At 70.1% G+C, this 26,091-nt stretch carries 19 protein-coding genes; 7 read left to right on the top strand and 12 right to left on the bottom strand.

Going from position 1 to position 26,091, the window contains the following annotated elements; genetic code table 11:
- Window positions 1–30: 30 nt before the first annotated feature.
- Window positions 31–4,437, bottom strand: coding sequence for a S8 family serine peptidase (locus tag DA085_RS07330; RefSeq protein ID WP_109472288.1), 4,407 nt, complete (start codon window positions 4,435–4,437; stop codon window positions 31–33).
- A gap of 150 nt (window positions 4,438–4,587) precedes the next feature.
- Here DA085_RS07330 and DA085_RS07325 point away from each other — a divergent pair, with 150 nt between their 5' ends.
- On the top strand, window positions 4,588–5,580 hold the full coding sequence (locus DA085_RS07325; RefSeq protein ID WP_109472287.1) for a formylglycine-generating enzyme family protein: 993 nt from the start codon (window positions 4,588–4,590) through the stop codon (window positions 5,578–5,580).
- On the opposite strand, the gene DA085_RS07320 is transcribed toward DA085_RS07325, so the two are convergent.
- Genes DA085_RS07320 through DA085_RS07310 form a run of 3 tightly spaced genes read right to left on the bottom strand, consistent with a single transcriptional unit; the run spans window position 5,562 to window position 10,044 of the window.
- Entirely contained in the window at window positions 5,562–7,805 is a 2,244-nt protein-coding gene (locus DA085_RS07320; RefSeq protein WP_109472286.1) for an arylsulfatase, read from the bottom strand. The genes DA085_RS07325 and DA085_RS07320 overlap by 19 nt on opposite strands.
- Window positions 7,802–8,629: a FadR/GntR family transcriptional regulator gene (locus DA085_RS07315; protein ID WP_237565367.1), complete on the bottom strand. Its 828-nt coding sequence runs from the start codon at window positions 8,627–8,629 to the stop codon at window positions 7,802–7,804. The genes DA085_RS07320 and DA085_RS07315 overlap by 4 nt, the downstream gene beginning before the upstream one ends.
- Window positions 8,626–10,044 (bottom strand): amidase, encoded by a 1,419-nt coding sequence (locus tag DA085_RS07310; RefSeq protein ID WP_237565366.1) that lies wholly within the window; start codon window positions 10,042–10,044, stop codon window positions 8,626–8,628. The genes DA085_RS07315 and DA085_RS07310 overlap by 4 nt, the downstream gene beginning before the upstream one ends.
- Before the next feature lie 204 nt (window positions 10,045–10,248).
- Between DA085_RS07310 and DA085_RS07305 the strand changes: the two genes are divergently transcribed.
- Genes DA085_RS07305 through DA085_RS07280 form a run of 6 tightly spaced genes read left to right on the top strand, consistent with a single transcriptional unit; the run spans window position 10,249 to window position 16,828 of the window.
- A complete protein-coding gene (locus tag DA085_RS07305; protein WP_109472284.1) occupies window positions 10,249–11,796 on the top strand; it encodes an ABC transporter substrate-binding protein in 1,548 nt (515 codons plus the stop codon).
- A gap of 6 nt (window positions 11,797–11,802) precedes the next feature.
- Window positions 11,803–12,753 (top strand): ABC transporter permease, encoded by a 951-nt coding sequence (locus tag DA085_RS07300; protein ID WP_109472283.1) that lies wholly within the window; start codon window positions 11,803–11,805, stop codon window positions 12,751–12,753.
- Window positions 12,750–13,622 (top strand): ABC transporter permease, encoded by an 873-nt coding sequence (locus DA085_RS07295; RefSeq protein ID WP_109472282.1) that lies wholly within the window; start codon window positions 12,750–12,752, stop codon window positions 13,620–13,622. The genes DA085_RS07300 and DA085_RS07295 overlap by 4 nt, the downstream gene beginning before the upstream one ends.
- Window positions 13,619–14,626 (top strand): ABC transporter ATP-binding protein, encoded by a 1,008-nt coding sequence (locus tag DA085_RS07290; RefSeq protein WP_109472281.1) that lies wholly within the window; start codon window positions 13,619–13,621, stop codon window positions 14,624–14,626. The genes DA085_RS07295 and DA085_RS07290 overlap by 4 nt, the downstream gene beginning before the upstream one ends.
- Window positions 14,619–15,467, top strand: coding sequence for an ATP-binding cassette domain-containing protein (locus tag DA085_RS07285; protein WP_109472280.1), 849 nt, complete (start codon window positions 14,619–14,621; stop codon window positions 15,465–15,467). Before DA085_RS07290 ends, DA085_RS07285 begins: the two co-directional genes overlap by 8 nt.
- On the top strand, window positions 15,464–16,828 hold the full coding sequence (locus DA085_RS07280) for an amidase (RefSeq protein WP_109472279.1): 1,365 nt from the start codon (window positions 15,464–15,466) through the stop codon (window positions 16,826–16,828). The genes DA085_RS07285 and DA085_RS07280 overlap by 4 nt, the downstream gene beginning before the upstream one ends.
- A gap of 20 nt (window positions 16,829–16,848) precedes the next feature.
- Here DA085_RS07280 and DA085_RS07275 read toward each other — a convergent pair whose 3' ends face one another.
- The 8 genes from DA085_RS07275 to DA085_RS07240 all read right to left on the bottom strand — a co-directional run bounded on the left by DA085_RS07275 (window position 16,849) and on the right by DA085_RS07240 (window position 25,984).
- Window positions 16,849–17,439 carry a CueP family metal-binding protein gene (locus DA085_RS07275; RefSeq protein WP_109472278.1) on the bottom strand — a complete coding sequence of 197 codons (591 nt, stop codon included), beginning with the start codon at window positions 17,437–17,439 and terminating at the stop codon, window positions 16,849–16,851.
- A gap of 140 nt (window positions 17,440–17,579) precedes the next feature.
- The gene (locus DA085_RS07270) at window positions 17,580–18,797 is read right to left on the bottom strand and encodes a phenylacetate--CoA ligase family protein (RefSeq protein ID WP_202619133.1); all 1,218 of its coding nucleotides are present in this window, start codon (window positions 18,795–18,797) and stop codon (window positions 17,580–17,582) included.
- A 14-nt stretch (window positions 18,798–18,811) separates the two neighbouring features.
- Window positions 18,812–19,657: an ABC transporter ATP-binding protein gene (locus DA085_RS07265; RefSeq protein WP_337189765.1), complete on the bottom strand. Its 846-nt coding sequence runs from the start codon at window positions 19,655–19,657 to the stop codon at window positions 18,812–18,814.
- A complete protein-coding gene (locus DA085_RS07260; protein WP_109472277.1) occupies window positions 19,654–20,859 on the bottom strand; it encodes an ABC transporter substrate-binding protein in 1,206 nt (401 codons plus the stop codon). The genes DA085_RS07265 and DA085_RS07260 overlap by 4 nt, the downstream gene beginning before the upstream one ends.
- A gap of 90 nt (window positions 20,860–20,949) precedes the next feature.
- Complete coding sequence (locus DA085_RS07255; protein ID WP_109472276.1) at window positions 20,950–22,020, bottom strand: branched-chain amino acid ABC transporter permease; 1,071 nt, start codon at window positions 22,018–22,020, stop codon at window positions 20,950–20,952.
- Window positions 22,021–22,027: 7 nt separating this feature from the next.
- Window positions 22,028–22,900 (bottom strand): branched-chain amino acid ABC transporter permease, encoded by an 873-nt coding sequence (locus tag DA085_RS07250; protein ID WP_109472275.1) that lies wholly within the window; start codon window positions 22,898–22,900, stop codon window positions 22,028–22,030.
- Window positions 22,897–24,846, bottom strand: coding sequence for an AMP-binding protein (locus DA085_RS07245; protein WP_109472274.1), 1,950 nt, complete (start codon window positions 24,844–24,846; stop codon window positions 22,897–22,899). The genes DA085_RS07250 and DA085_RS07245 overlap by 4 nt, the downstream gene beginning before the upstream one ends.
- A gap of 175 nt (window positions 24,847–25,021) precedes the next feature.
- Window positions 25,022–25,984 carry an ABC transporter ATP-binding protein gene (locus DA085_RS07240; RefSeq protein WP_109472273.1) on the bottom strand — a complete coding sequence of 321 codons (963 nt, stop codon included), beginning with the start codon at window positions 25,982–25,984 and terminating at the stop codon, window positions 25,022–25,024.
- Window positions 25,985–26,091: the final 107 nt, after the last annotated feature.

Genomic DNA, 26,091 nt, shown 5'->3' with positions numbered 1-26,091 from the left:
CTCCCGAGGCTAGTCCCGGCCGCGGGCGGTTCACAGGTCGGCGCACTGCCCCGACCGCCTGCCCTCCACCGCGTTGGGCCGGCCGTCGTCCGTGGGCGGCGGCGTGTTGGCCCGGCACGTCAGGGCACCGTCGATGGCGTTGTCCGCCAACAGGACGGGCACCTCACCGGTGGTGTTGCGGTCGAGCGTCGTGGCCCCAGCGATCGTGTTGCCGTCCACCGTGACCACACCGGTGCCGTCGCGCAGGGTCAGCGGTCCCTCGATCACGGCATCGGTCACCTCCACGCCCCTCGCCCCGCTGCCGGAGAGCGGACCCTCGATGGTGACGTCATCGGCATACAGGCTGCCTCCCCGGACCGTCACCGGTCCAGCGACCTCGGCACCCGCCGCGAGGCAGGTCAGGCCGCTGCTCACGGTCACCGGTCCGGTGTGGACGCCGCTGACGGTGGTGTCGCACGCCTGGCCCGTCACGGTCATCGTCACCACCACCGGCACATACGGCGTGGCCGGGTCGTCACTGCTCACACAGAGGGTGGCGGTGTAGTCGCCGGCTGCCAGGCCGGTGCTGTCCATCAGCACCCGCACCCCGGACTCCTGCCCGCGGGCGGTCTGCCCGGAGGCCGGCTCGACGTCCAGCCAGGCCACCTCGTCGGGCGTCTGGCACGGCATCAGGTCCGGCATGGCCACCTCGGTGATGAAGCGTCCGCGGCCGCCCTCCTGCTCCAGCTCCAGCACCGCGCCGGTCCGGTCGACCTCGTAGACACCGTCCTCGGTGGTGGTCAGGATGTTGCCGTTGCCCAGCGGGTGGACGCCGGCGTGGGAGGTGGCCCGCGGGATCGTGTAGTGCCCCAGGTGCTCGCCGGCCGCGGAGTACTCGTGGATCCCACGCGGCAGGAAGCCGGTGCCGGTGGTCCAGTTCGCCACCAGCACGGTGCCCTCCGGCGTCTGCGCGATCTGCTCCGGCCAGCGCAGGCCCGTGGCGAACCTCGCGTTCGCACTCGTGCCGTCGGTGCTGAAGGAGTGGATCCCCTCGCTGCCGTTGGCCGAGACCAGGACGTCCTCGTCGCGGACGGTGATGAACCAGGGTCCGTCCAGGTCGTCCGCTCCTGGCTCGACGAAGTAGCCGAGGTGGTTGCCGTCGGCGTCGAACTCCACGATCGAGTCCGCGTTGGCGCCGCTGGCGACCGTCACCAGGAGGGTGCCCTGCGGGGACCAGGCCATGCCGCGGATGTTGAGCATGACCGAGGGGTCCGCGCCGTCGGGCAGGGGCGCGAAGAAGCCGACGAAGTTGCCGTCGAGGTCGTACTCGGTCACCACGTCCTGGATCTGGTCGGCGACCAGGAACCCGGTGTTGTCCGCGTTCGGGAGCACGTGGTTGGGGGTGTAGAGCGTGCTGTCCGAGAACGCGAAGTGGGGGATGAACTCCGGGTCCAGCAGCGTGCCGTCCTCGGGGTCGAAGGCCATCACACCGCGGTGGTCGCGGGAGGAGTTCGGCACCAGCAGCACACCCTCGCGCAGCTGCTCGATGCGCTCGTCCGACGGCCCGGCCTCCGGGTCCTCGAAGGTCCAGTCGAGCACGCCGTAGCCGGAGTTGCCGATGGTCAGCGGCTCGGAGGTCACGGTGCCGGCGGGCTGGGTCGCCGAGAGCTCCTCGGCGCTCACCCCGACCACGGGGATCTCGACGACCTCGAGTGCGAGCGCGACGGTGGCGACTGGGTGGTGCGGGTCGTTGCTCGCCAGGCAGAGGCTGGCGGTGTACTCCCCACCGGCCATGTCGGAGGAGTCGAAGGTGACCGTGACCTGCTGCGACTCCCCTGCGGCGACCGTGCCCGAGGCCGGGTCGACGGAGGTCCACGCCGGCAGGGCGCAGTCACCCTCCTGGGTGAGTGACCACTCCATCGGGGCGCCGCCCTCGTTGGTCACCGTGACGACGTGCGCCTCCTGCTCGTCGACGCCCAGCAGGGTGGACAGCCCGGTCGGGTCCAGGACCATCTCGGCCTCGCCCTTGACGAGCACGACCGGGTAGTGCACGTCGGCGATCTCGGCCCCGCCGGCGTGGGTGCCGTCGGTGCTCAGCTGCACGTCCCCGAAGAGCGCCGCCCCGCCGACCAGGGAGCTGACGTCGGCGGTGACGGTGATCGTCTGGGTCGCGCCGGGCTCGATGGTGAAGGTCGCCGGCTCGACGGTCATCGTCACGCCCTCGGGCGGGGTGACGGACGTGCTGTATGCCGTGGCGACGTCCGCGACGTTCGTCACCTCCCGCGTCCACGAGCAGGAGCCGAGACAGTTCTGGTCGACGAACGCGGGCAGGTTCAGGGTCCTGGGGTCACCGCCCAGGTCGGGGTCGGCCGCCGCGAAGTCCTCGGTCGACTCGTCCATCGTCAGGCCGATCCGGCCGGCGGCGTCCAGGTCCACCAGACCCGACCCCACGTCATACGGGTCGGCGGGGGTGAGTCCGTCGTCCTTGAGCATGCCGGACGGGTCGGCGGTCGAGGCGAGGGCCGAGCGGATCTGCGCCGGTGACCAGTCGGGGTGCAGGGCGCGCAGCAGCGCGCCGGCACCGGCGCCGTGCGGAGAGGACATCGAGGTGCCCTGCATGAACTCGTAGGTGGCGGCCTGCCCGTCCGCGGCCATCGTGGCCGCCAGGATGTTGCGGCCGGGCGCGGCGAAGGTCGGGGCCAGCAGGTCGAACTCGCTGGGGCCGCGCGAGCTGAAGTCGGCGACCATCGTGGACCAGGCGTCGGTCATCGTCAGCACGCTGCCGCTGTCCAGGACGGCGGTCGTGCCCGGGTGGTCGACGACGAACGCGCGCAGGGCCACGCCCTCGCCGTTGGCCACCATGACCGAGGGGATGCCCGTGCTCTCCAGGGCACCCATGACGACCGGCGGTCCGGGGAACTGGTTGACCATGATCACGCCGACCGCGCCGGCGTCCTCGGCGTTGTCCACCTTGACGGAGAAGTTGCAGCCACCACGCTCGATCAGGGCCAGCGCGCCGTCGAAGACGCCGGCCGGGAAGTCGTCGCACCCGCCGCCGTTGCCCGGGGCGACCACGGAGGCCTCCCGGAGCTCGGCCGCGACAGGGCTGGTCACCCCCGGACCCGTGCCGGGCACACCCGCCAGACCGGTGACCTCCTCGGGCACCGGCGTCGGGCCGGTCACGGAGACGTCGTGCGCGATCAGGCGCGGGCTGTTGGTGGCGGCGACGGCGGCGTTCCACGGCGCCGTCTTGGCCACCGTCCCGGCACCGGGGCCGTCGTTGCCGGCCGAGGCGGCGACATAGATGCCGGACTCGTATGCCGACAGGAACGCGAGGTCGACCGAGTTGCCCCACGGGTTGTCGGGGCCGGAGATCGAGTAGTTGAGCACGTCGGTGCCGTCGATGATGGCCTGCTCGATGGCGGCCACGCTGGCGACCGAGGAGCACAGGAAGCTGCACACCTTGTAGGAGATGACGTTGGCGCGTGGGGCGACACCGGAGACGGGCAGCTCGTAGGTGTCGGCGCCGACGTCGAAGACGGCCGTGTGCTGGTTGCCGGCCATCGTCGAGCCGGTGTGGCTCCCGTGGCCGTTGTCGTCGGTCGCGCTGGCCGTGCCCGTGAAGTTGTAGGCGCCGATGAGCTTGTCGTTGCAGATGTCCTCGTGCCTCGTGGCGTCCGGGGCACAGACGCCGACGTAGGTGCCGGTGCCGTAGGGGTTGGTGTGCGTGTAGCCCTCGCCGTCGGTGGCGGCGAACGAGGGGTGGTCGGCGTTGACGCCGGTGTCGAGCATGCCCACGACGACGCCCTCACCGAGGGTGCCCACGTCCGCTCCGGTCTGCCCGGCCCAGATCGCCGGGCTGTTGATGATGTCGTTGCTGACGTCGGTGTCCAGCTCCCACTCCTGGTCGGGCTCGACCGCCGCGATGCCCGGCACCCCCACCAGGGCGGCAGCCTCCTCGGCCGAGAGCTCCACCGTGAGCCCGTTGAGCGCATGGGTGTAGCTGTCGGTCACCTCCACGTCGCGCCCGAGCAACGACTCGATCTCCAGGCCGGCGTCCTCCTGGAGCTCGGCCAGGTGCTCGAGATAGGCCCGGCTCTCGGCACTGTCCGGGTCCAGGCTCGACTCACCGGTGACCTGCGGGCTGGTCGCGGCCAGGCCCTCGGTGCCGCCCTGGTAGGTCGCCAGCGGCGACTCCGCCAACCGGACGATGTAGAGACCGCTGGCGGACTCGGGCATCTCCCCGTCGCGTGCGGGCTCCGCGGCGTCTGCTCGGGACTGCGTGTGGGGTGAGGCTGACGCGGAGCCCGCTGCCGACCTGCCGGCGACACCGGCGCCCGGGTCGTCGGTGACATCGTCGACGACGCGGGAGCTGGCGATCTGCGGGGCGGTGATCGTGAGTCCCAGGGCAAGGGCGAGGGACGCAGCGACCCTGCTGCGCGGGCGGGGGGTTGGCATGCAGCGGACGTTAGGCCCAGCCGGCCTGCCGGACAACCCCCGGAAGGTCAGGTCTCTCCTACAACTTCTGGACAGTTCGTCAACATTTCCTGGGCAGGCGCCGAGCCGCGCGGTGGAACACGTCACAGCGCGGCTTCGTAGGGTGGCCCGGTGAACGAAGCGTGCTGCTCACCTCCGCGGCAGACCGGCTCGCCGGTCGCGCCACCGTCCCTCGTCAGCGGCGGCGTGGCCTGGAGCACCTGCGACGGCGTGGCCGGGAGCACCGGCGACGGCGAGCCGCCTGCCGATCTGCAGTGGCTGCCCGGCGGTTCCTTCCTGATGGGCTGTGAGGGCCCACGGGCCCGACCGGAGGACGCGGAGGGCCCCGTCCGCTCCGTGCAGGTCGGCGACTTCGGGATCGCAGCGACCTGTGTGACCAACGAGCAGTTCGCGCGGTTCGTCGACCGGACCGGCTACGTGACCGATGCCGAGCGTGCGGGTTGGTCGTTCGTCTTCCACCTGCTGCTCCATCCCGGGGCGCGCGGGTACGTGCTCGATGCCCTGGTCCCCGGTGCCCCGTGGTGGTTGGCCGTCGGCGGGGCGTCCTGGGCGTGCCCGGCGGGACCGGGATCGTCGACGGCGGCGGTCCCGGACCACCCGGTGGTGCACGTCAGCCTGGCCGATGCCCGCGCCTACTGCGCGTGGTCGGGCACCCGGCTGCCCGAGGAGGCGGAGTGGGAGTATGCCGCGCGCGGCGGCCTGGAGCAGCGCGACTACCCGTGGGGTGATGTCCTGCTGCCCGAGGGCCGGCACCGCTGCAACATCTGGCAGGGCAGCTTCCCCACGGTGAACCGTGAGGACGACGGCTGGCTGGGCACCGCACCGGTCCGGTCCTTCCCACCCAACGGCTTCGGCCTGCACAACGTCGTGGGCAATGTGTGGGAGTGGTGCGCCACTCCCTGGACGGAGCCCGAGCGTGAGATGAGCTCGTCCGACGCACCTCCCGCGCCCGAGGCCGAGTGGGTCATCCGCGGCGGTTCCTACCTCTGCCACGAGTCCTACTGCAACCGTTACCGGGTCTCGGCGCGCAGCCGCAGCACGACACACAGCTCCACCGGGAACACCGGGTTCCGGGTCGCCGCGCGTCAGTCCACGGGCTCGTAGACGGTGACCTCCTCGGTCGGGTCGACGTCGAACACGACCCTCTCCAGCGCGCCGGTGAACGGGAACTCACCCTCGTAGGTGTCGGTCACCGGTGACAGCGCGTCCCGCCCCACGTCCAGTCCCTCCCAGCCGTGGAAGTCCGGAAGGACCTGCGGGAAGTCCGTCTCCGCCTGGAGGACCTCGTCGATGTACAGCCGACCGGTGCCGCGCTGGTCCCCAGTCTTGACGAACTGGAAGCGCAGGGTCGACACCTGCGCCGGGACGGGGTCCCGCGAGCGCAGCCGGTAGTGCGTGCCGAGGAAGTTGTACTCGTAGTGCAGGTGGTCGTCCTGCACGTACATGACGTAGCCGCTGCTCACACCGCCCAGCGCAACGAGCACCCCCTCCGGCCGGTCGGCCGCACCCGCCAGGAACGCCGTGATGCTGTGGGAGCGGTTCATCGTCGGCGGTGCGGCGGCCACCGGGAGGTGGCTCATCCCGGGGTAGTAGGTGAACGTCGTCCGGTCCCGGGGCGACCCGGGACGCGGGACCTTGGCCCGCATCGCGAACCGACGGTCATCCAGTGGCAGGACACCGTACCTGTCGGCCTCCTGCCAGAAGAGCTCAATCATCTGCGCCAGCCGCTCGGGCTCCGTCGCCGCGAGGTCACGGGTCTCCGACGGGTCCTCCTCCACGTGGTAGAGCTCCCAGACGTCGTTCTCATACGGCTCGCCACGGGTGTGGAAGGTCACCGCCTTCCACCCCTCGTGCCAGATGCCGCGGTGACCGAACATCTCGAAGTGCTGGGTGCGCCGACGGCTCGGCTCCGAGGGCTGCTCGAAGCTGTAGGACATGTCGGTGCCGTGCATCGGCATCTGTTCGACACCCGCCAGCTGCCTGGGGCTGTCGACACCCAGCAGCGACAGCACCGTGGGGGTGACGTCGATGACGTGGTGGAACTGGCTGCGCAGGCCGCCGCGCTGTCCGATCCCGTCCGGCCAGTGGATGATCAGCGGGTCGCGGACGCCGCCCTCATGGGTGTTCTGCTTGTAGCGCTGGAACGGTGTGTTGCTCACCTGCGCCCAGCCCCACGGATAGTTCGGCTGCACCGCCGGGCCACCGATGAGATCCATCCGGCGGATGTTCTCGTCAAGGTCCTCGGGGATCCCGTTCTGGAACGACGCGGTGTTGAGCGAGCCCTCGGGACCGCCCTCCTGGCTGGCACCGTTGTCGGAGAGGAGCACGATGAGGGTGTTGTCCAGTCGCCCCAGCTCCTCCAGGGCGCGGACCAGCCGACCGAGCTCGTGGTCGGTGTGCTCGATCATCGCGGCGTAGGCCTCCTGGAGCCGGGCATACAGACCCTGCTCCCGTGCGGGCAGGTCGGCCCAGGCACGCACTCCGGGGTTGGGGGGTGACAGTCGCGTCCCCGGGGGCAGCAGCCCCAGCTCCAGCTGCCGCTCGAAGCGTCGCTGACGCAGGACGTCCCACCCCTCGTCGAAGCGCCCGCGTTGCCGGTCGAGGAACTCCTGCGGCGCCTGGTGCGGTGCGTGCGCCGCGCCGAAGGCGAGGTGCAGGAAGAACGGCTTCTCCGGGGTCACAGACGTCTGGTCCCGGACAAAGCCGATGGCCCGGTCCACGAGGTCGGCGGTGAGGTGATAGCCCTCCTCCGGCGTCGCCGGCGGGTCGATGCTGTGGTTGTCGTAGGTGAGCTCGGGATAGAAGCTGTCGGTCTCAGCGTCCAGGAAGCCGTAGTAGCGCTCGAACCCGCGGGCCAGTGGCCAGTGGTCGTAGGGGCCGGCCTGCGTGGTGTGCTCGCTCGGCGCCAGGTGCCACTTGCCCACACACATCGTGTTGAAGCCCTGGCTCCTGAGGATCTCGGCGATCGAGCCGGCGGCGTGGGTGACCCGGCCCCGCCCGCTGGGATAACCGGTGTCCAGGTTGGACAGCAGGCGCATCCCGACGCTGTGGTGGTTGCGCCCGGTGAGCAGGGAGGCCCGGGTGGGAGAGCACAGGGTGGTCGTGTGGAAGTTGGTGTAGCGCAGGCCACCTGCGGCCAACCGGTCGACCGTCGGTGTCTGCAGCTCGGACCCGAAGCAGCCGAGATCGGCGAAGCCCACGTCGTCCAGCACGACGTAGACGACGTTCGGGGTGTCCGGCGCCGGACCCTGGGGCTCTGGCCACCAGGGCGTGGACTCGTCGTGGGTGCGGCCGATCACGCCGTGGAACGGCTCGGGGAAGGACGTCATCGAGGATCCTGGATCGCGGTGTCACCGCTCAGCGTGGGACCCGGGGCGGCCTGCTCCTGCTCCTGGAGGAGGGCGATCAGGGCCCGGCGCTCCTCCTCGGGGATGTAGTCCGCGTAGTAGTCGTAGAGGTTGCGCCGGGAGATCCGCGCCGCGGTGATGCCGTCGCCCGCTCTGATCTGTGCCAGCACGTCCTCGTGGTGACGCAGTGACCGCTCCATCAGCGCCTGACTGTTCGGCGACTGCACGATCTTGTCCGAGATCAACGACAGCACGACCTCACGGACCACGTGGTTGCAGACCTGGATGAGTGAGTTGCGGCTCGCCATCGCGATGGCGTCGTGGAAGGCGACATCGGCCTCGCTGAACGCCTGGTAGCCGTCCCGGATCGCGTCCCGCATCGCTGCGACCGTCGCCTCGATCGCCGCCAGCTCCTCGGCGGTGCGCAGCTGGGCCGCGAGCAGGTTCGCCGAGGAGTCCAGGATCATCCGGAAGGAGACCAGCTCGGCCAGGCCGATGCCGTCGACCTGCGTCAGCCGCGTCAGCTGCTTGGCGATCCCCTGGGACGAGAACGGGAGGATCTCGGGGCCGCGCGGGTCGCCGGGCCGCGACCGCACCACGCCGTTGCTCTCGAGCACCCGCAGGGCCTCCCGGACCGTCCCCCGGCTGGCGCCGAACTGGCTGACGAGCTCGCGCTCGCTGGGGAGCCGCTGGCCGGGCCTCAGCTCGCCCGAGGCCAGCGCCTGCTCGATCTGGTCGACGATGGTCTGGTAGAGACGGACCGGCTGCACCTTGTGGAAGGCGCGCGGCCCCTCGTCGCCGGTCACGGCTGCGCCTGCGACGGGACCGCGGGCCAGCTCGGCGTGGCGGCGGCCGGGCGGTGCTGCTCGTACCAGGCCGCTGCGCGGAGCACCCCCAGGTCGTCGAACCGGCGCCCGGAGAGCTGGACGCCGATCGGGCGGCCGTCGTCGGTGAACCCACAGTTGACCGTGGCCGCCGGCTGGCCCGACATGTTGTAGGGGACCGTGAACCCGATGTGCTGCATGCCCTTCCCGTTGTCGGGGTAGGGCATCGGCTGCTCGGCAGCGAAGGCTGCCACCGGCGCGACCGGCGACAGGACGATGTCGAACGGCAAGGTGGCCGCGACGGCGCGGGCCTGCATCTGCATCACCTGCTGATAGCACTCCAGGACCCGCCTGCCCGTGACGTCGGCACCCGGGGCGCACCAGGCGGCGACGTACGGCAGGACAGCGGCCTGCTGTTCGCTCGAGAGCGCGGAGAAGTCGTTCCAGGAGCGCACGCGCCAGAACAGGTCGACGGCGTCGAGCAGGTCGGGAGTCATGAAGGGGTCGAGGGTCTCGACGTCTGCTCCGGCCTCCGCAAAGAGCTCGGCGACCCCGCGCACGGACCGCTGGATGTCCTCCTCCACCGCACCGCCGCAACCGGCATCCAGGTGCAGGCCGACCCGCAGGCCGCGCACGTCGAGGCCCAGGTCCTCCCAGGCGATCGACTCGGCAGGCAGGCTCGTCCAGTCCCGGTCGTCGGGCCGCGCGAGCACACTCATGAGCAGGGCGGAGTCAGCCACCGTCCGGGTCATCGGTCCGGCACAGCGCCCCAGGTACGGCGCATCGAGCGGGATCCGTCCGGCGCTGGGCTTCAGCGTGGCCAGGCCCAGCCAGGTCCCCGGCAGCCGGATGGAGCCACCGATGTCGGTGCCGACGTGCAGCGGTCCGTAACCGGCGGCTGCGGCGGCGCCAGCACCGGAGCTGGACCCACCGGTGGTCCAGCGCGGGTCCCAGGGGCTCCGGGTGACGCCGTGCAGGCTGGACACCCCCGAGGAGAGCATCCCCCAGTCGGGCATCACCGTGGACCCGAGCACCACCCCACCGGACTCGACCACCCGCGCCGTGACGGGAGCGTCCCGGTCCGGGATGACCGCCTCCACCCCGGCGGTGCCCGAGGGCATGGGGATGCCGGCGCGCGCGATGTTCTCCTTGAGGGTGATCGGGATGCCATCGACCGGCCCGGCCGGCCGGCCCTCGCGCCACCGCTGCTCGCTGCTCTTGGCCGCGACCCGCGAAGCGAGCGGGTCGCGGTGCCACAGGGCGTTCAGCGTGCCCTCACGGGACTCGATGACGTCCTGGAGGGTGTCGTGGACCTCTACCGGAGACAGCGTTCCGGCCTTGTAGGCCGACCGCAGCTCCACGGCCGTCATGCCGGCCAGAGTGGTTTCGCTGGACACGTCACAGATCCCTTCCGTCAGGACACTCCGACCGGGTCTCACCGGGCTGCACCCTTGACAACCCGCCGGTTCTGTCGTCAGGCTACACTCCACAAACCAGTGCACTGGTTGGACCAGTAGCACGGGCTCACGTGGTGCGGCGCCCGACGGTGGCGACCCAGCCGCATACCGTCCTCGCCCCCCGACCCGGATGGAGATCTGACAATGAAGTCTCGACTGACAAGCCGGACGCTGGCGCTGCTCGCGGCGGCCTCCCTCGTCACAGCCTCCTGCTCCGCGGGAGCTCCCGGCGAGGGTGGGACCGGCACCGACCAGGGAGGGTCGACCGCCGGCGGTGGCTCCGCGGACACCGAGGAGCTCTCCATCGGCTTCGGCGCGGAGCCGGAGAACCTGGACCTCACGACGACCGCAGGGGCGGCCCTGCCCCAGGTGCTGCTCTACAACATCTACGAGACGCTGGTGAAGGTCGACCAGGACGGGACGATCGTCCCGGCGCTCGCGAAGTCGTGGACCGTTTCCGAGGACCGCAGGACCTACACCTTCGTCCTTCAGGAAGGTGTCACCTTCTCCAACGGTGACGAGTTCACGGCCGAGGACGTCAAGTACTCCATCGAGTCGGTCCGGGACGACTGGACCATCTCGCTCAAGGAGCCGATGGACATCGTCGAGTCCGTCGAAGTCGTCTCCCCCACCGAGGTGACGGTCACCCTGAGCGAGCCCAGCAACAGCTGGCTCTACCGGATGACCACCCGGATCGGCGCCATGTTCAGCCCTGACGCCACGGAGGACCTGGCGACCGAACCCGTCGGCACCGGTCCCTACGAGCTGCAGAAGTGGACCCGCGGTGACTCGATCTCACTGTCCCGCAACGCGGAGTACTGGGGCGACGAGCCGGCGTTCGAGACGGTGAACTTCAAGTACTTCAAGGACCCGACCGCCCTCAACAACGCACTGCTGACGGGCACCATCAACGTCATCGGCCTCCTGGAGTCGCCGGAGACCCTCGGCCAGTTCGAGGGCAACGACAAGTACCAGGTCATCGAGGGCACCACGAACGGCGAGGTCCAGCTCTCGTTCAACAACGGCAGCGAGCCGATGCAGAACGAGCAGGTCCGCCAGGCGGTCCGCCACGCCATCGACCACCAGGCCCTTCTGGACACGTGCTGGGCCGGGCGCGGCACCCTCATCGGGAGCATGGTGCCTCCGACCGACCCCTGGTACGAGGACCTGACCGGGCTCTACCCGTACGACGTCGACAAGGCCAGCGCCCTGCTCGAGGAGTCCGGCCACGCGGACCACACCTTCCGGCTCCGCCTCCCGACCCGCTCGTACGCCACCTCGTGCGGCACCGTGGTGCAGAGCCAGCTCGAGCAGGCGGGCTTCAACGTCACGATCGACCAGCTCGAGTTCCCCGCAGCCTGGCTGAACACCGTGTTCACCAACGCCGACTACGACATGACGATCATCGCCCACACGGAACCCCGCGACATGACCAAGGTGTTCGGTGACCCCGGCTACTACACCCGCTACGACAGCGAGGAGTTCCGCGACCTGCTGCAGCGGGCCGACAGCGGCACCGAGCAGGAGGAGGTGGAGCTGCTGAAGGAGGCCGCCCGCCTGCTCTCCACGGACGCCGCAGCCGACTGGCTGTTCGTGCTGCCGAACCTGATCGTCGCGGAGGCGGGCATCACCGGGCTGCCCCAGAACGCCGTCTCGGAGTCCTTCGACGTGACCGGGCTGGGCAGGTCCTGACCAGCGATGGCTCTCCGACTCCTCATCCGGGCGGGCATCCTCCTGGCCAGCGTCGCGGTGAGCAGTGTCCTGGTGTTCGCCTTCATGGCGGTCATCCCGGGTGACCCGGCCCGCGTCGCGCTGGGTGTCAACGCCTCCGAGGCAGCGGTCACCCAGCTCCGTGAGGAGTTCGGCCTGAACCGACCGCTGCTGGAGCAGTACCTGGAGTGGATCGGCGGGCTGGTGACGTTCGACCCCGGACTGTCCTATGTCACCCGGTCGGAGATCGGTCCCCTGCTCGCCGACCGCGTCATGGTCACCCTCTGGCTGGTCGGGACGGCGATGATCGTGGCGCTCCTGGTGGCGCTCCCGGTCGGCGCGGTCATGGCGGTGCGGCACCGACAGCTCTCCGGGCTGACCCTGTCGGCCCTCTCGCAGGTGGGCGTGGCCATCCCCGCGTTCCTGGCCGGGATCCTCCTGATCGCGCTGTTCGCCGTGTGGCTCGGGTGGTTGCCCGCCAACGGCTGGACCGCACCGGTGGTGGACCCGGTCATGTTCGTCAAGCAGCTGATCCTGCCGGCCACCTCCCTGGCGCTGGTCCAGTCCGCGGTCCTCACGAGGTACGTTCGCAGCGCCATCCTCGAGGTGCTGCGGGAGGACTACCTGCGCACGGCGCGGGCCAAGGGCCTCAAGCCGATGCAGGCCCTGGTGCGGCACGGGCTGCGCAACGCCGCCGTGCCGGTCGTCACGGTGCTCGGCCTCCAGCTCTCCACGCTGCTGGTCGGCGCCGTCGTCATCGAGCGCGTCTTCGTGATCCCGGGGCTGGGCAGTCTCCTGCTCGACAGCGTCTCGCAGCGGGACCTGATCATGGTGCAGGACGTCGTGATGGTTCTGGTCGTCGCCGTCCTGGCGATGAACTTCCTGGTCGACGTGCTCTACCTGATCATCGACCCCCGACTCCGGGCAGGTGCCCGATGAGCGCCGAGATCCCTGAGGTGCTGCCGACCGGGCAGACCGGCGCCCGGCGGCGGGGCCTGCGCAACCACAGCCTGTTGATCGGCGCGGCCCTGGTGTGCCTGGTCATCGTCATGGGCCTGCTCTCCTTTGTCTGGACACCGCACAACCCCACCCTGGTGAACCCCGCCGCTCGGCTGCAGCTGCCGTCCGCCGAGTACTGGTTCGGCACGGACAAGTTCGGGCGGGACGTGTTCAGCCAGATCCTGGTCGGCTCCCGGACGACCCTGTTCGTCGGCATCGTGGCGGTCGGCGTGGCCGGAGTGATCGGGGTGCCGCTGGGCATCGTGTCGGCCATGGCGCCGAACTGGTTCGGTGAGCTCGTCATGCGGTGCAACGACCTGCTGCTGGCCTTCCCGGCCCTCCTGCTGGCCATCATGTTCACCGCTGTCTTCGGGTCGAGCACCCTGGTGGCGATGATCGCGATCGGCATCGCCACCATCCCCAACTTCGCCCGACTCATCCGCAGCGGCACGCTGCAGGTGCTCAAGACGGAGTACATCCTGGCGGCCCGCGCCAGCGGTCGCGGCCCGTTCGCGATCGGGCTGCGCCACGTGCTGCCCAACGTCAGCAGCCTGATCATCGTCCAGGCCTCGGTGTCCTTCGCCATCGCGGTGCTGGCCGAGGCCGCCCTGTCCTTCCTCGGTTTCGGCACGCCGCCGCCGACCCCTTCCTGGGGCCGGATGCTGCAGGAGAGCCAGGAGATGCTCTGGTCGGCACCCCGACTCGCGCTGTTCCCCGGCGCGGCGATCGCGGTGGCCGTCCTCGGTTTCAACCTTCTGGGCGATGGCCTGCGGGACCGCTTCGACCCCAAGCTGGAGGATCGACGATGACGACACACGCGGCACCGCCGCTCGCGCAGGACGTCCTGACCGTCACGGGTCTCGGCGTGTCTGTCGGGGACCGGTCGCTGGTGGACAACCTGGACCTGACGATCCGGCCCGGCGAGCGCGTCGGGCTGATCGGCGAGTCGGGGTCCGGCAAGTCGCTGACTGCCCTGGCGCTCATGGGGCTGCTCCCCGAGGGGCTGGCCGCCACCGGGTCGGTGCGGGTCGCTGACGTGCACCACGACATCGTGGGAGCCGACGAGAACCAGCTGTCGCGGGTGCGCGGCAACGACATCGCCATGGTCTTCCAGGAGCCGATGACCGCGCTCAACCCGACGATGCGCGTCGGCGCCCAGGTCGCGGAGGCCATGCTGATCCACGGCACGCGACCCACCAGGCGGGCCGCGATGTCGGCCGCGGTCGACCTGCTGGAGCAGGTCGGCCTGCCCGACCCACCGGGCACCGCCAGGTCCTATCCCCACCAGCTCTCCGGTGGTCAGCGACAGCGCGTCGTCGTCGCGCTGGCACTGGCCAACGACCCCGCCCTGCTCATCTGTGACGAGCCGACCACAGCCCTGGACGTCACCGTGCAGGCGCTCGTGCTCGACCTCATCGTCCGTGGGGTGATCGACCGCGGTGCCGCGATGCTGTTCATCACCCACGACCTCGCCGTGGTGGCCACGGTGTGCGAGCGGGTCCTGGTGATGTACGGCGGGCGGATCGTCGAGGCGGGCCCCGTGCAGCAGGTGTTCACCCGACCCCGCCACCGCTACACGCAGGGCCTGTTGGCCGCCTCCGACCTCTCCGTGGTCGACGACCGGGGTCGGCTGGCCACGGTGCCCGGCACCGTGCCGGCCGCCGGACAGTTCCCTGCCGGGTGCGTCTTCCGCAACCGTTGCGGCCACGCGACGGACGTCTGTGCCAGCACCCCAGCGTGGACCGGCCAGGACGCGAGCGACGGTTTCGCGTGCCACCATCCCGCCCCTGCGAGCGAGGTCGGACATGGCTGAGCAGTCGCCGGCGATCCGGGTGCGCGACCTCACCCGTGACTACCACCGACCGCGGCGCTCCCTGCTGCGCGCGAGCCCACCGGTGCACGCCCTGCGCGGGGTGAGCTTCGACGTCGCCCCCGGGGAGCGCTTCGGGATCGTGGGCGAGTCGGGCTGCGGCAAGTCCACGCTCCTCCGCCTCGTGTCCGGCCTGGACCGCGCCACGAGCGGGAGCATCGAGATCGAGGGGCGGGAGATCACTCACCTGTCCACCCGGCGGCTGGGTTTCCTCAGGGAGCGTCTCCAGCTGATCTTCCAGGACCCGATGAGCTCCCTGGATCCCCGCATGCGGGTGGCCGACATCATCGCCGAGCCGATGGTGGGGCTCCGCCACCCCATCTCCCCGGGTCGGGTCGAGGAGCTCCTCCAGGCCGTCGGCCTGTCCCCCGAGGCCGCCACCCGCTTCCCCCACCAGTTCTCCGGTGGTCAGCGTCAGCGGATCTCGATCGCACGGGCGCTCTCGGTGAAGCCGCAGATCCTGGTCGCGGACGAACCGGTGAGCGCGCTCGACGTCTCCGTGCGGGCACAGGTGCTCAACCTGATTGCCGACCTCGTCGACGAGCTGGCCCTGACGCTGGTGTTCGTCTCCCACGACCTCTCGGTGGTCCGGCACGTCTGCGACCGGGTCGCGGTGATGAACGAGGGACAGATCGTCGAGATGGGCCCGGTCGACGAGGTCTACGAGAACCCCCAGCACCCCTACACGCGAGAGCTCATCGCTGCCGTCCCCACCCTGGACAAGGCCCTCGCTGGGTCCGGGGCAGCCGACCTCGCGGCACCGACAGGAGCAGATCAGCCATGACAGTCCACACCACCGACCGCGACCGACTGCTGGACGCCTGCACGGCCAACATCGACCAGTTCAACCCCACCCTCAACTCGGTGGTCCTCGACCTGCGCGAGGACGTCGCCGGGCGCCGGGCGGCCGAGCGAGGGGATCCGGGGCGGTGGGGTGGCCTGTTGGACGGTGTCCCGGTCAGCGTGAAGGACGTCTTCGCGGTGGAGTCCACCCCGACGACCAACGGCACCTCCTACTACCGTGACGCGGTCGCCGCCTCCGACGCGCCCCTGATCCGCGCGATCCGTCGCTCCGGCGGGCTGGTGCACGCCAAGGACAACCTGTCCGAGCTCAGCTGCGGCGCGACCAACGAGAACGAGTTCTTCGGTGACTGCCTGAACCCCTGGGACCTGAGCCGCATCCCTGGTGGCTCCAGCGGGGGTTCCGCGGTGTCGGTCGCGTCCGGGATGTCCGTGATCGCCTACGGCACCGACGCCGGCGGCTCGGTGCGCATACCCGCAGCGATCAACGGAGTCACCGGCCTCCGCCCGACGACCGGGCGCCTGCCCAACGGCCGCGGCGACGGAGTGCCCCCGGCGATGCCCGACTTCTCGACGGTCGGTCCCATGGCGCGCCGCATCGGCGACATCGCGCGCGCGGTCGTGGCCGTTGACGCGCATGTCCCGGACGACCCCTCCTCGGTCCCCCATGCCAGGGACAACCTCCTGGACGCGCTCGGGGGCAACGTGTCGGGTCTGCGCATCGGGATCCCGAGCGACTGGTTCTTCGACGACTGCGATCCGGGCTTCGCCGAGGCCGTGCACGATGCCCTCGCTGTCCTGGAGTCACGGGGTGTGGTCCTCCAGGACATCGATCTCCCCGGCTCCCGGCGCACGCACGAGACCCAGACCACGATGGTGCTGCCGCAGTACGTCTCGGCCACGAACGGTCGCTTCGACGCGGCACCCGAGACCTTCGGCGCGCAGGTCCTCAGCCGCCTGCAGATCGGTGCCGCCACGTCCGCGGTGGAGTATGTCGACGCCCTGCGCCGGCGCAACGAGTGGAAGCGGACCCTGGCCTCGGCCTTCGAGGGCATCGACCTGATCGCCACCCCGACCGTGCCCGTCGCACCGCCGGTGACCGGTGGGGCAGACATGATCTCCGCGACGCGAGCCGTGTCCCGCAACACCTACGCCTGGTCGCTGGCGGATGTGCCGACCCTCACCCTGCCCTGCGGGATCGCGGACGGCTTCCCCGTGGGTCTGCAGCTGACCGCGGCACCCTGGGAGGAGCGCGTCCTGGTGGCCGTCGGAGACGCGTACCAGCAGCTCACTGACTGGCACCTCGCGGTGCCGCCCCTGGGCGCCGACCCGACACTCACCTGAGGGGCCACCCGGACCGCGGCTCAGGCGGAGAGCTGGAGCGTGGTGAGGCAGGTGGGGCTGTCGGCGTCGGTGGCAAACTCGGCGGCGCCGGTGCGTCCCTCGTGCTCGATCCTGATGGTGCCGGTGATGTCACGCGGCAACCAGAAGCCGGCGAACCCGTTGGTCCCGGTGGTGACCCGCTCGTCCACCAGCGTCGCGCCGTCGGTGCCAGTGATCCTCACGTCCACCTGCGTGTCGACCAGCTCCCCCTGGCACCCGGCCAGGCTGTGGAAGTAGCACTCGTGGGTGCTGGTGACGAACGGGGCGACCGACAGATAGAAGGAGTCCTCGGGCAGTGCGAGCGCGACCTCCTGCTCACCGTCGGTCAGGGTGACCTGGGTCGGGGTGACCGAGGCGCCGAACGGCAGCGGACGCGCGTCGGTCGAGGAGTCCAGCGTGTCCACGATCTGGGTCGCGCTCAACCCCTCGAGGCCGTGAGCGGCCAGGAGCGCGGCGTCCGCAGTCGCGACCGAGTCACCGGCCCCTCCCACGGCGTCCCCGGCCGGGTCGCTGCTGCAGCCGGCAACGGCGAGAACGAGGACGGTGAGGCCGAGGGCGGCGGGCAGGCGCATGGTCAGACTCCCGGGTCGGGGGCGTGGACGGCGGCTCACGGGGCCGCTCAGCCCATGGTCTCACCACCTGCGGGAGCAGGTGCGCGCGGTGCGACGCTCAGGGCCGGCGCACCGCACACACCCGGTCTCGGGGGGCCGGGTCAGGCCCAGTCGCGGGTGTCCAGGATCGGTCCCGCACCCTCGGTGAGCGTGGCGACCGCCACCACGTCGGCCCGGAACCGCAGGCCGTCCCGCACGCGGGGGCCGATCTGGGCCACCAGCGCGGCGGCGTCGACACCCGGCTCGGGCACGACCTCGCACCGCAGGGTGTCCACGTGGTCGGCGCGGCCGACGACGAAGCGGTAGTCGGCCACGCCGGTCACCGCACCCATCACGGTGGCGATCTGCGCCGGGTGCAGGAACATGCCCTTCACCTTCACCGCCGCACCGGTCCGCCCGAGCACCCCACGCAGCCGCAGGGACCCGTCCGGGCCGAGCATCCAGCCGGACAGGTCGCCGGTGCCGAAGCGCACCAGCGGGTAGTCCGGCCGCAGCACGGTCACCACGACCTCGCCCTCGGTCTCGTCGGTGATCGGCTCCCCTGTCCCGAGGGCGCACACCTGCACCAGCACGCCGTCGGCCAGCACCAGACCCGCGCCGTCGCCGTTCTCGTAGGCCAGCAGGCCGGTCTCGCCGGTGCCGTAGGCCATCCGGACAGTCGGCACCCGCTCCCCCAGCAGCTCGCGCAGGGAGTCCGGCAACGGCTCGGCGGTGACCAGTGCCCGGTCCAACCGCCACCGTTCACGCGGCAGGCGAGCCTCGTCATACCGCTCCACCAGGGCCTTGAGATAGCTGGGCAGACCGGCGTATGCCGTGACGCCCAGGTCGGCGATGGCCCGCACCTGGAGGTCCTGGTTGCCGATGCCGCCGGGCAGCACCCGGGCACCGGTGGCCAGCGCGCCGGCCTCCAGCATGGCGCCGGCCGGTGACAGGTGGTAGCCGAAGCAGTTGAGCACCGTGTCGCCGTCCCCGACCCCGAGGTCGGCGAAGACCTGCCCCCAGCGCCAGCTGTCGGCGCCGGCCAGCTGCGGCTCGTACAACGGGCCGGGCGACTGGAAGACCCGGACCACGTCCGCACCCTCGGCCAGCATCCCGCCGAACGGTGGCCGCTCCTTCTGCAGGTCCACGACCGCGTCCTTGGGCAGGACCGGCAGCTCGGACAGGGCCGCCACCGACGTCACGGCGGTCGGGTCCACGCCGGCCTCCGCGCAACGGTCGGCCAGCCCCGGCACCGCCGCGGCCCGCCCCATGAGGTCGGCCACCGCCCGGTCCAGGCCATGCTCCTGCAGGTGCCCACGCAGGGCTGCCTCAACACTCATCCCGGCTCCTTGTGTCACAACCAGCGCTTGCGGCGCTTGTAGTGCTTGACGTCGCGGTAGCTCCTGCGGTCGCCCTCCTCGCCGAGGCCGAGGTAGAACTCCTTGACGTCCGGGTTCTCCCGCAGGTCCGCGGCGCTGCCCTCGAGGACGATCCGCCCCTGCTCCATGATGTAGCCGTGGTCGGCCACCTCCAGGGCCCGGCGGGCGTTCTGCTCGATGACGAGCACGGTCAGACCGCGCTCCTCGTTGAGCCGCTTGATGTAGCCGAAGATCTCCTGCACCAGCAGCGGCGCCAGGCCGAGCGACGGCTCGTCCAGCATCAGCAGCTTGGGCCGGGCCATCAGCGCCCGCCCGATGGCGAGCATCTGCTGCTCACCGCCGGACAGGTAGCCGGCGACCCGGCTGCGCATGTCGGCCAGCTTGGGGAAGTAGGAGTAGACCAGGTCCAGGTCCTCCCCCGACCCCTTCTGGGTGTAGGCGCCGGCCGTGAGGTTCTCGGCGATGGTGAGGTGCTCGAAGACGTGGCGCCCCTCCATGCACAGGCTCATCCCGAGCTTGACCCGCTCCGCGGCGTCCATCCGGGTGATGTCCTGCCCCTGGAAGGTGACGCTGCCGTCGGTCACCTCGCCGTGCTCGCTCGGCAGCAGCCCGGAGACCGCCTTGAGCGTGGTGGACTTGCCGGCGCCGTTGGAGCCGAGCAGCGCCACGATCTTGCCCTCCGGCACCGCCAGCGAGAGACCGCGCAGCACCAGGATCACGTCGTCGTAGATGACCTCGACGTTGTTCAGGGCCAGCATGGACCCCGCCCCGGGGGCGGCGGGCGCCGCCCCCGGTGCGGTGGTGTCGGTGCGTGAGGTCACGGCGTCGCGCCGGCCTCGAGCTCGACCATCATGCCGTCCTGCGCCTGGTAGATGCCGGTCGAGGTGGAGCCGCGGTGGCTGTCCGCGGAGAACTCGAGCGGACCCCCACCGATGACCTCACCGGTGTCGATCGGACCCATGGTCTCCAGTGACTCGCGGATGTTGGCACCAGTCAGCTCGTTGCCCTCCACCAGCGTGTGCTCGATGCCCTCGGCCATGGCGTGCATGGCGTACCAGCCCTGCACCCAGGACGTGCCGATGGTCTCGGGGTCGGTGCCCTCCGCCTCGAGGTACTCGTTGATCGGCTCGTGGCCCGGCTTCTCGACACTCATGGGCGCGAACGGCTGGATCAGGATGTGGCCCTCGGCGACGTCGGCACCTGCGGAGTCGATGAACAGCTCGTTGGCGCACCAGTTGAGGCAGACGATCTTCATGTCCAGGCCCTGCGCCGCGATGTCCTTGGCGACCAGCGCGGCCGGGGAGGCGACGTTCTGGATCACGATGTACTTCGCGCCCTGGGCCTGTGCCTGGGAGAGCAGGCCGACGTAGTTCTGGGAGCCGGCCGGCATGGCGTAGGCCTGGTAGCCCAGGTCGTAGCCCTTCTCGGCGACCCAGTCCTCACCGTCCTGCACCGGAGCCTGGCCGAACGGGCTGTCGTTGTGGAAGACGGCGACCTCACCACTGCCACCGGAGTCCTCGTTGATCCAGTTGAGCGCGACGCGCATCTGGTCGGAGTAGGTCGGCGCCACGACGAAGTTGTAGGGCGCCTCCGCCGGGTCGGTCAGCGGCTCGGCGAAGGAGCCGGACATGAACGGCAGCTCGTCCTTGCCGACGCTCCCCGACAGTGCCTCGGTGTCGCCGGTGCCCCAGCCCTGGATGGCCACGACCCCGTCGTTGACGTACTGCTTGTAGAGCGACTCGGCCTGCGGCACCTCGTAGGCGTAGTCGTTGGACTCGGCCGCGATCTGCCGGCCCTCGATGCCTCCGTCGCCGTTGCGCCACTTGATGTAGGCGAGCATGCCCTGGTTGTAGGGCGTGCCCACGTCACCGGTGGCCCCACTCAGGTCTGCGATGATGCCGATGCTGATCGGCTCGTCGGAGTCGGCGTCGCCGCCGCCCCCGTCGTCGCCACCGCACGCGGACAGGACGAGCGCGGACGCGGCTGCCAGAGCCACCGCCACACTGCGGGACTTTCCGAACATTTCTGTCTCCTTCATAGGGGTGTGTGACTCTTTGACCTGGGTCTCGGGACCGGGTGGTCCGGAGGGGTCACGGGTATGCAGTTCGGCCGGCTAGTAGCGGAACGGCCAGAATCTGACGTAGTCCTTCATCCGTTGCCAGATGCGGTCCAGGCCGCGCGGCTCGAAGATGAGGAAGGCGATGATGACGGCACCGAAGGTCGCGTTGCGCACGGCCGGGAGCTGGTCTCCCAGGAACGGCATCGTGGACTCCAGGGCGTTGGCCAAGCGGCGGATCAGCTCGGGCAGCAGCGTCATGAAGACCGCTCCGTAGACCGCACCGGCAATGCTGCCCAGGCCACCGACGATGATCATCGCCAGGTAGAGGATCGAGACGTCGAGGGTGAACTTCTCCCACGACACGACCTCGCTGTAGTGGGCGGTCAGCGAACCGGCCAGCCCGACGAAGCCGGAGCTGACGGCGAACGCCGTGAGCTTGGCGCGGGTCAGGTTGACACCGATCGCCTCGGCGGCGATGTCCTGGTCACGGACCGCCATGAACGAGCGCCCCAGCCCGGTGCGGAAGATGTTGCGCGCCGAGATCACGGTGAGGACCGCCAGGACCAGCAGTATCCAGTACCACTGCTGCTCGAAGACGTCGCGACCGCCGATCTCGAAGCCGAGAAAGGCGAGCCGGTCGACGTTGATGTAGCCCAGGCCCTCGGTGAGGAAGTCGCCGATGTCGCGGCGCACCAGGAACTCGATGATCACCTGGCTGGCCAGGGTGGCGATCGCCAGGTAGAGACCCTTGAGTCGCAGACCCGGCAGACCGAAGAAGACGCCGACCGCCGCGGTGAGGAGGACCGCCAGCAGGATCGCCAGCGGGGTCGGCAGTCCGATCCGGTCGGACAGGATCGCCGAGCTGTAGGCACCTACGGCCATGAAGCCGCCCTGGCCGAGCGAGATCTGCCCCGTGTAGCCGACCAGGATGTTCAGCCCGACCGCGCCGATGACGGCGATCAGGATGGTGTTCGCGATCGAGAGCCAGTAGTTGTCCAGGACGAACGGCAGGACCAGCAGCAGGACCGTCATCAGGCCGAGCCGGAAGTACTCGGCCCGGGTCGCGCGCAGGCGCAGCTCTGAGGTGTAGCTCCGGTGGTGGATACCGGTGGCGGTGGCAGCCATCGTCAGCTCACACCCTCTCGATCCGGGTCTCGCCGAAGATGCCGTACGGACGCACGAGCAGGATCAGGACGAGAGCGATGTACGGGATGACGTTGGCCAGGCCGGAGTCCAGGTAGCCGGCGGTGAACTGGTGCAGCAGGCCGATCGTCAGGCCACCGACGATCGTGCCGGGCACCGAGTCCAGACCACCGAGGATGACGACCGGGAAGACCAGCAGGCCGAAGGAGGCGATGTTCTGGTCGACGGCCGAGATGTCGCCGAGCAGCACACCGGCGATCAGCGCGCTCACTGCGGCCAGCGCCCAGGCCATGGCGAAGATCCGGCGCACCGAGATGCCCATCGTCATCGCTGCCTGCTGGTCGTCTGCCACCGCCCGCATCGCGATGCCGTGCCGGGACCTGCGGAAGAAGATCGTGAACGCGGTGAGCACCACCGCAGCGATGAGGATCGCCGAGAGCCGGTTCAGCGGGATCATCGCGCCGAAGATCTCCACCGAGCTGCGCGGCAGGATCGCCGGCTGGCTCTTGGGCGTCGTGCCGTAGAAGGCCTGGACCACGGCCTTGAGGAACATCGAGAGCCCGATGGTCACCATGATGATGCTGATCGGGTTCTCCCCGACCATCGGGCGCAGGATCACCCGCTCGACCAGGACACCGATGACGGTGGCGACCACGACGCCGAAGAGCGCCGCACCCACCAGCGGCAGCCCCATCACGACGAAACCCGTGTAGAACATGTAGGCACCGACCAGCAGGAACTCGCCCTGGGCGAAGTTGATGACGCCGGTGGCCTTGTAGATCAGGACGAAGCCGAGCGCGGCCAGGGCCAGGATCGCCCCGTCCGCCAACCCGTAGGCCAGCAGGCTCAGGAAGGTACTCATCGGCGACCACTCCAGACGGGTCGACGGCCCCGGCCCTCCGGGATCGTGTAGGTGGTCAGGTCAAAGATCCTCAGGTCCAGCTCCCGCTCGACGCTGGAGCCGTCCTGGTAGGTGACCCGGCTGCGGATGCTCACCTGGTCATCGCCCCGCTGCAGCGCCGCGATGATGTCGGCGTACCGCTCCGCGATGACGTTGCGCCGCACCTTGCGGGTGCGGGTGATCTCGTCGTCGTCCGGGTCCAGCTGCTTGTGCAGCAGGACGAACCGGGTGACCCGGATCGTCTCCGGAAGGTCCTCGTTGGCCCGGGTGGTCTCCTCGGCGACGAGGTCGTAGACCTCGGACTTGGCGGCCAGGTCCGTGTAGGTCGTGTAGCTGAGCCGTTCGTGCTCGGCCCAGGACCCGACGGTTGCCGGGTCGAGGGTGATCATCGCGGTCATGCCGCCCTTGTCCGCGGGCGAGTCGCTGGGGGCGAAGACGACCGCCTCCTCGACATACGGGCTGAACTTCAGCTTGTTCTCGATGAACGCGCTGGAGTAGCGGGTGCCGTCGGCCGCGGTGAGCACGTCCTTGGCGCGGTCGATGACGACCAGGTGACGGTTGTCGTCCAGGTAGCCCGCGTCACCGGTGTGCAGCCAGCCCTCGGCGTCGACCGTCTTGGCCGTCTCCTCCGGCTGACGGTGGTAGCCGCGGAACACCGAGGCCGAGCGCAGCAGGATCTCGCCCTCGTCGGTGATCCGCAGGTCGGTGCCCGGGATCGGGGTGCCGACGGTGTTGAACGGCACGTCGTCGTCGCGGTGCACGACGGCGATGCCGCAGATCTCGGTCTGGCCGTAGATCTGCTTGAGGTTCACCCCGATCGCGTGGAAGAACCGGAACACGTCCGGCCCCAGCGGGGCTCCACCGGTGTAACAGCGGCGGATACGGGCCAGCCCGAGCTGGTCCCGGACGGGGCGGGTGGCCACGGCGTCGGCCAGCCTGTGGCTCAGGCTCAGCACGGCGCCCGGCTTCTTGCCGGTGACCCGCATCGCGGCGACCTTGTCCCCGACGTCATAACCCCAGCCGAAGACGCGGCGCTTCAGCCAACCTGCCTCGTCGATGCGGACCTGGACCTCCGACAGCATCGACTCCCAGATCCGCGGCGGGGAGAACATCAGGTCCGGCCCGATCTCCCGCAGGTCGCTGCGCTGGGTCGAGCTGTCCTCGGGGAAGCTGATGGTCAGTCCGTTGGAGAGGCCGCACGCCACGGCGAGCATCTGCTCGCCGATCCAGGCGAACGGCAGGAACGAGACATAACGGTCCTTGGAGCGGATCGGGTCGATCTGCGTCAGGTGCTCGCCCATGGTGAGCAGGTTGTGGTGGGACAGCTCGCCCAGCTTGGGCTTGGACGTGGTGCCCGAGGTGGTGCAGATGACCGCGATGTCGTCGGCCGAGCCGGCCGCGACCTGGTCCTCGAACCAGGTCGGGTGCTCGCTCGCGCGCTGCCGGCCCAGCGCCTCCAGGTCGGTGAACTCGAGCAGGACGGCGTCGTCGTACTGCTCCAGGCCGTGGGGGTCGTAGTAGACGATCCGCTCGACGAGCACCGGCTCGGTGTCGGCCGGCGTCTCCTCCTCAAGGAGTCGCAGCAGCTTGTCGACCTGCTCCTGGTCCTCGGCGACCACGATCCGGGCGCGGGCGGTGGCCAGGATGTGCCGCAGCTCCTCACCGATCGAGGTGGGATAGATGCCGACGACGGCGCAGCCCATGCTCTGGGCGGCGAGCTCGGCGATCAGCCACTCGGGCCGGTTGTCACCGAGCACGGCGATGATCTCGCCCCGCTCGATCCCGAGCGCCGCGAGCCCGTGCGCGGTGTCCTTGACACGCTGTGCGTAGCCGGCCCAGGTGATCGGCTGCCAGATGCCGTACTGCTTCTCCTGCATCGCCACGTCGTCCGGGCGCGTGGCCGCCATCTCCAGCAGCAGCCGCGGGAACGTCCCTCCACGGGGGGCTCCGCCCCCCGTGGACCCCCCGACCTCTCTTGCACGGGGGGCTCCGCCTCCTGTGGATCCCCCAGCCTCGCTCCCCCCAGTTCTCGTAGTGGTGTCGTCAGCCCCACCCGGATTTTCGTCGTGGTCTCGCACGTCCTCAGCCACGGTCACCCTCCTTCGCGGTCTCCTGAGCGACCTGCTGCTCCATGTGGGCGACCGCCTCCCGCACGGCCTGGTCCTCCTCCTCAGCGCCGAGGTAGGCCTCGATCACCGCCGGGTCCGCCTTGACCTCGTCCGGGGTGCCGTCAGCGATCTTGGCGCCGAAGTCGAGCACGGTGACCCGGTCGGAGATGTCCATCACGACGTTCATGTCGTGCTCGATCAGCACCACCGAGACCTGCGCCAGCTCGTGGACGTCGAGGATGTAGCGCGCCATGTCCTCCTTCTCCTCGGCGTTCATGCCGGCCATCGGCTCGTCGAGCAGCAGCAGCGCCGGCTGCAGGCACAGCGCCCGGCCCAGCTCGACGCGCTTCTGCACGCCGTAGGCCAGGGCGCCGACGTGCTTGTTGCGCACCGCCTGCAGCTGCAGCAGGTCGATGACCTCCTCCACCAGCTGCCGGTGCTCGATCTCCTGCCGCCGCGCCGGGCCCAGCCACAGCATCGAGGACAGGACGCCCTTCCTCATGTGGATGTGGCGGCCCAGCATGAGGTTCTCCAGGACGGTCATCGCGGAGAACAGCTCGATGTTCTGGAAGGAGCGGGCCACCCCCAACCGCGCGATCTTGTAGGGCGCGAGGCTGGTGAGCGTGTGCGTCCGGACCTCCCCCGTGGTCCGGTCGGCGTCCTGGCGGTGCCCGCCCCGGGAGCCGGGCACCGTGTGCAACCGGATCTCACCCTCCTGCGGGTGGTAGAGCCCGCTGATGCAGTTGAGCAGCGAGGACTTGCCGGCGCCGTTGGGGCCGATGATCGCGTGGACGTCGCCCTCGGTGACGGTGAGCGAGATGTCGCGCAGCGCCTTCACCCCACCGAAGCGCAGGGAGATGTTGTCGACCTCGAGCAGTGGCTGCCCGGCCGGGAGGTGGCTGCCGCGCAGTGAGTGCTGGTACGCCCTGGTGAGCACTGGCCGCTCCTGATGTTCGTCGTTGAGCCTCGGAGGTGACGGTTTCCGGATCAGACCCGGTTACTCGCCGGTGCTGACTCTAGATTTTCACTATCTGAAAAGCAAGC

Source organism: Ornithinimicrobium cavernae, from assembly GCF_003121625.1.
Taxonomy (GTDB): domain Bacteria; phylum Actinomycetota; class Actinomycetes; order Actinomycetales; family Dermatophilaceae; genus Ornithinicoccus; species Ornithinicoccus cavernae.
Note: the sequence above shows the minus strand (reverse complement) of the source record. Positions and strands in the feature narration are given on the sequence as shown.

Coding starts and splice junctions, on each gene's coding strand:
- DA085_RS07330 (WP_109472288.1), bottom strand. CDS start 4,437: ATGCCAACCCCCCGCCCGCGCAGCAGGGTCGCTGCGTCCCTCGCCCTT.
- DA085_RS07320 (WP_109472286.1), bottom strand. CDS start 7,805: ATGACGTCCTTCCCCGAGCCGTTCCACGGCGTGATCGGCCGCACCCAC.
- DA085_RS07305 (WP_109472284.1), top strand. CDS start 10,249: ATGAAGTCTCGACTGACAAGCCGGACGCTGGCGCTGCTCGCGGCGGCC.
- DA085_RS07300 (WP_109472283.1), top strand. CDS start 11,803: ATGGCTCTCCGACTCCTCATCCGGGCGGGCATCCTCCTGGCCAGCGTC.
- DA085_RS07295 (WP_109472282.1), top strand. CDS start 12,750: ATGAGCGCCGAGATCCCTGAGGTGCTGCCGACCGGGCAGACCGGCGCC.
- DA085_RS07290 (WP_109472281.1), top strand. CDS start 13,619: ATGACGACACACGCGGCACCGCCGCTCGCGCAGGACGTCCTGACCGTC.
- DA085_RS07285 (WP_109472280.1), top strand. CDS start 14,619: ATGGCTGAGCAGTCGCCGGCGATCCGGGTGCGCGACCTCACCCGTGAC.
- DA085_RS07280 (WP_109472279.1), top strand. CDS start 15,464: ATGACAGTCCACACCACCGACCGCGACCGACTGCTGGACGCCTGCACG.
- DA085_RS07275 (WP_109472278.1), bottom strand. CDS start 17,439: ATGCGCCTGCCCGCCGCCCTCGGCCTCACCGTCCTCGTTCTCGCCGTT.
- DA085_RS07270 (WP_202619133.1), bottom strand. CDS start 18,797: ATGAGTGTTGAGGCAGCCCTGCGTGGGCACCTGCAGGAGCATGGCCTG.
- DA085_RS07260 (WP_109472277.1), bottom strand. CDS start 20,859: ATGTTCGGAAAGTCCCGCAGTGTGGCGGTGGCTCTGGCAGCCGCGTCC.
- DA085_RS07255 (WP_109472276.1), bottom strand. CDS start 22,020: ATGGCTGCCACCGCCACCGGTATCCACCACCGGAGCTACACCTCAGAG.
- DA085_RS07250 (WP_109472275.1), bottom strand. CDS start 22,900: ATGAGTACCTTCCTGAGCCTGCTGGCCTACGGGTTGGCGGACGGGGCG.
- DA085_RS07245 (WP_109472274.1), bottom strand. CDS start 24,846: ATGGCGGCCACGCGCCCGGACGACGTGGCGATGCAGGAGAAGCAGTAC.